Raw genomic sequence first — 3,677 nt, 5'->3', positions numbered from 1 at the left:
GGAGCGACTGTTCCGTCGTCTGAAAGGCTACCGCCGGATTTTCTCGCGCTTTGAGAAGCTCGACGTCATGTTCCTCGGATCCCTGAGCTTCGTCCTGATCTTTGAAGGGCTTCTTATGTGTTAACAGGACCTAGTCGGGTTCGACGCACGCATCGCCCGGCTGGCTCTCCCGGAAATAGATGGGCTTGAACGCCTGCCGACGCGATTCCCACCTATGCGCGTTAGCGCAACGCCAGCGCCGCTGCGATGCCGACGAAGATCGCCAGGCCCACCCAGTTGTTGTGCAGGAAGGCGCGGAAGCAGGGGCCGCGTTCGCGATGGCGAGCGATGCGGAATTCGTAGATCACCAGCAGTGCGGCAACGCCCAGCCCAACCCAGTAAGCGATGGCGAGATCGGCATGCAGTCCGACCAGCACCAGGGCTGCAAACATCAACGCGTACAGCACGCCTTGTGCCACCAGATCGAACGTGCCGAACAGGATGGCGGTGGACTTGCTGCCCATGCGCAGGTCGTCTTCGCGGTCGACCATGGCGTACCAGGTGTCGTATGCGGTGGCCCACAGGATATTGGCCGCGTACAGCAGCCAGGCCAGCACCGGCACGCTGCCTTGTACCGCAGCGAAGGCCATCGGGATGCCCCAGCCGAACGCCATGCCCAGATAGACCTGGGGCAGGTGGGTATGGCGTTTGAGATAGGGGTAGCTGGCGGCCAGAAACACGCCCGGCACGCTCAGCGCCACGGTCAACCCGTTGAGGGTGAGCACCAGCGCGAACGCCACCAGCATCAGCACCACGAACACCCATCGCGCCTCGCGCCCGGAGACCGCGCCGGTGGCCAGCGGACGCGACTTGGTGCGTTCCACATGCGGGTCCAGCCAGCGATCGGCGTAGTCGTTGATCACGCAGCCGGCTGAGCGGGTCAGCCAGACCCCGGCGGTGAACACGCACAGCGTCCACAGCGGCGGCAGGCCGTCGGCGGCCAGCCACAGCGCCCACCAGGTGGGCCAGAGCAGCAGCAGGCTGCCGATCGGGCGATCCCCACGGACCAGTTTCCAGTACTGGCCCAGTCGCTGCGGCCAGGTCAGCGCGGGCGCCACCGCTACGTGTTCGAAACCATGCTTGCTCATGCCGCAAAGGGTAGCAGCGCGGCTTGGATGCGGTCATGCGCCGGTTGGGTGATCGAGCCATGCCGCCGGTGCGCACCGGGCTTGACGCGGCGATGAGCGAATGCCGTAGGCGAAGATGCGCCCGCATGGTCGCTGGCCGGGCAAGCGCCGCGTGCTCCGGGTGTTTGCCGCGGGCTGGACCCGCCAGGCGCGTCACGTAGGCGCTTGTTCTGGCATAATGTCCGACCAGGCGCCCGTAGCTCAGCCGGATAGAGTAGTGGCTTCCGAAGCCATTGGTCGGGGGTTCGAATCCCTCCGGGCGCACCATATGGACCCTCCAGAGAAGTCCGTAGAAGTCCAAAACCCTCGAGAAATCGGGGGTTTTTGTTGCCTGGAGGTCCTTGAGTGTCCACCTTTGATCGATTGAAATCCGGCGTGATGGGGGACATAGATGGGGGGCACTGGCCCCAGCACAGATATGGATGCACTAATGCCCCTAAGTGACACTGCAGTAAGCAGCGCGAAACCAGCCGCCAAGCCCGTGAGGCTATGCGATGGCGGCGGCCTTTATGTCGAGATCTCGCCTAAAGGCGCGAAGCGTTGGCGATGGAAGTATCGATTCGGCGGCAAGCAGAAGTGATTGGCACTGGGGGACTACCCAGAGGTCAGCCTGGCGGAGGGGCGAGCGCAGCATCTTGAGGCACGGAAAGTCCTTCAGTCTGGCATCGATCCAGGGGAGTCGACACCGGAAGTAACACTTCTTGTAAAGCATGAGATTACGTTAGCAAATCACCAATCAACTCTGCTTCCCACATCCCCAACTAAATCATCACTCATAATGACGGAGGAGCGTTCGCCACAGCACGCCAGTGCCCTAATTGATGCGCCATTCTTTTAACAGCGCACGTGCGCGCTGCTCGATGTGGGTGTTTGCGTTGGCCTGCGCCTGTTTGTACTCTCGCAAGGCTTCCGCTTCCCCGATGACACCCTCCAGCGCTTCGGCGCCCTGAGCATTGCTCCATTTTTCCGCTGCTTCCTGCGCCGCCTTTCCCTCCACATCGTGCATGGCAATGTAGGCCCTCAGCGGCGGCCACATCTGCGTACGCCCCGTGAATTCGTCCATGCTGTGGAGCAGCCGGTTCCTCGACAGACCTAGATCGGGATTTTGCATCGCCTCCTGCAGCAGGCTCAGCGCCGCCCCTTGGTCGAGCCCTTGGTCCAGCGCGTCCATGATATTGTGCTCCGGCATTATTTTTTGCTTCAGCATTTCCGCAAAAGCGGTTTTGACATCCCCCCGCACGGCCAGGCCGCCGCTACCGCCCACCTGGGTCATGCCATCCATGTCCAGCGTAATGTTGGTGTGATCCCTCAAAAATGCGCTGAACCTGCTTCGGAATTTGGGAGACATGATAGCCTCGGCCACCACCTGGTCCAGCAGGCGCATGTCGGCCGGCGTGAGGGGTTGGCGCAAAATCATGGCGTTTTGTGCCAACCCCTGCATCCACTTGTCAAAACGCTTCCCCAGGTCGTCATCGATGCGCCGCAACGCGCGCGTGAACTCGAGACCTCGGTTGGCCAATGGCTCGGCCTGCCCCGCTGCAGGCATCGCCGGTTGTTGCATTCTGCTAGCGAGCGGCTGTTGCGCGGCCTGTGGGTTGCGGATCTGGTCCAATTGGCGACTCAAACCATCCGGCACCTTGATTTCGCAGGTGGCGGGAAGCCGGGCCAGGCACTGCGGAAGGGTCTGCAGACCCGTACCCCTCAGATCCAGGCGCTGCAACTGGGAGAGGTCCCCCACGCTGTCGGGCAGGTGCCTGAGCGCGGCGCAGCCTTTCAGCGACAGGTCCATCAATCTCTCCATTTCACCAATGTCCTCGGGCAATTGCGCCAGCTTGCTGTTGCCGGACAGCTTGAGTGCTTTCAACCGGCGCAGCCGGGTCAGGCTGCCTGGCAGTTGCTTCAGCTTGGAGGACGATACCTCCAGTGACCTGAGCGCCTGCATGTTGCCGATGTTTTGAGGCAACTCACCCAAATGCGACGATTTCACGCTCAATTCGTACAACTGGCTCAGGTGGATGACGCTGTCCGGCAGGCGCGCATAGTGGCCCCCACCCAGCGTGAGTCTGCGCAGGCTTTGCATGCGCCCCAGGTCGGCCGGCAACTCCTCCAACGGGAGTGCCGTCAACATGAGGTTCTTCAGGTTGGTCAGGCTCGTCAAGGACGTTGGTAGCCTTTCCAGCGGGCTGGAGGCCACCTGCAGGGAGCGAAGCTGGAGCTGCCCCAGGCTGTCTGGCAGTGACTCAAGCCCGGTGCCGATGAGCGACAGTGATTGCAGCGCTCCGAGCCGGCCGATTGACTCAGGTAGCGTCGTGGCAGGAAGTCCGTAGGGGAGTACGAGCGTGTTGCTTTCCCCAGCGGCTACACGGCGGATTGCATTTGCCACGCTTTGCAAAACGTCCCGCGAAATATCCCTCTCGCCGTTGTGCATGTTGTAGGAGCCTCTAAAAACCCCAGCAATCTGCCATCATTGACTTGACGCCCTGCCAGCGGAGAACGACAGACATGATCAGC

2 protein-coding genes, 1 tRNA gene and 2 pseudogenes are annotated in these 3,677 nt (G+C 61.9%); 3 read left to right on the top strand and 2 right to left on the bottom strand.

The window, feature by feature from the left end:
* Positions 1–124, top strand: a pseudogene (locus XpopCFBP1817_RS19935) (IS5-like element ISCARN85 family transposase); the annotation flags it as partial.
* 97 nt (positions 125–221) lie between these two features.
* Here XpopCFBP1817_RS19935 and ubiA read toward each other — a convergent pair.
* A complete protein-coding gene (gene ubiA / locus XpopCFBP1817_RS19930; protein WP_128418404.1) occupies positions 222–1,127 on the bottom strand; it encodes a 4-hydroxybenzoate octaprenyltransferase in 906 nt (301 codons plus the stop codon).
* A gap of 229 nt (positions 1,128–1,356) precedes the next feature.
* On the opposite strand from ubiA, the gene XpopCFBP1817_RS19925 reads away from it, so the two are divergent.
* Positions 1,357–1,433, top strand: a tRNA-Arg gene (locus XpopCFBP1817_RS19925).
* A 124-nt stretch (positions 1,434–1,557) separates the two neighbouring features.
* Positions 1,558–2,004, top strand: a pseudogene (locus XpopCFBP1817_RS23810) (Arm DNA-binding domain-containing protein).
* Here XpopCFBP1817_RS23810 and xopAE read toward each other — a convergent pair.
* Entirely contained in the window at positions 1,981–3,594 is a 1,614-nt protein-coding gene (xopAE, locus tag XpopCFBP1817_RS19915) for a type III secretion system effector XopAE (protein ID WP_128418403.1), read from the bottom strand. The pseudogene XpopCFBP1817_RS23810 and the gene xopAE sit on opposite strands and share 24 nt — an antisense overlap.
* Between the last annotated feature and the right edge of the window lie 83 nt (positions 3,595–3,677).

It is taken from the genome of Xanthomonas populi (genome assembly GCF_002940065.1).
GTDB lineage: Bacteria > Pseudomonadota > Gammaproteobacteria > Xanthomonadales > Xanthomonadaceae > Xanthomonas > Xanthomonas populi.
This window is presented reverse-complemented; position numbering and strand designations above follow the sequence as displayed.

Bases quoted from the DNA above. Each gene is read 5' to 3' on its own strand.
- ubiA (WP_128418404.1), bottom strand. From the start codon at position 1,127: ATGAGCAAGCATGGTTTCGAACACGTAGCGGTGGCGCCCGCGCTGACC.
- xopAE (WP_128418403.1), bottom strand. From the start codon at position 3,594: ATGCACAACGGCGAGAGGGATATTTCGCGGGACGTTTTGCAAAGCGTG.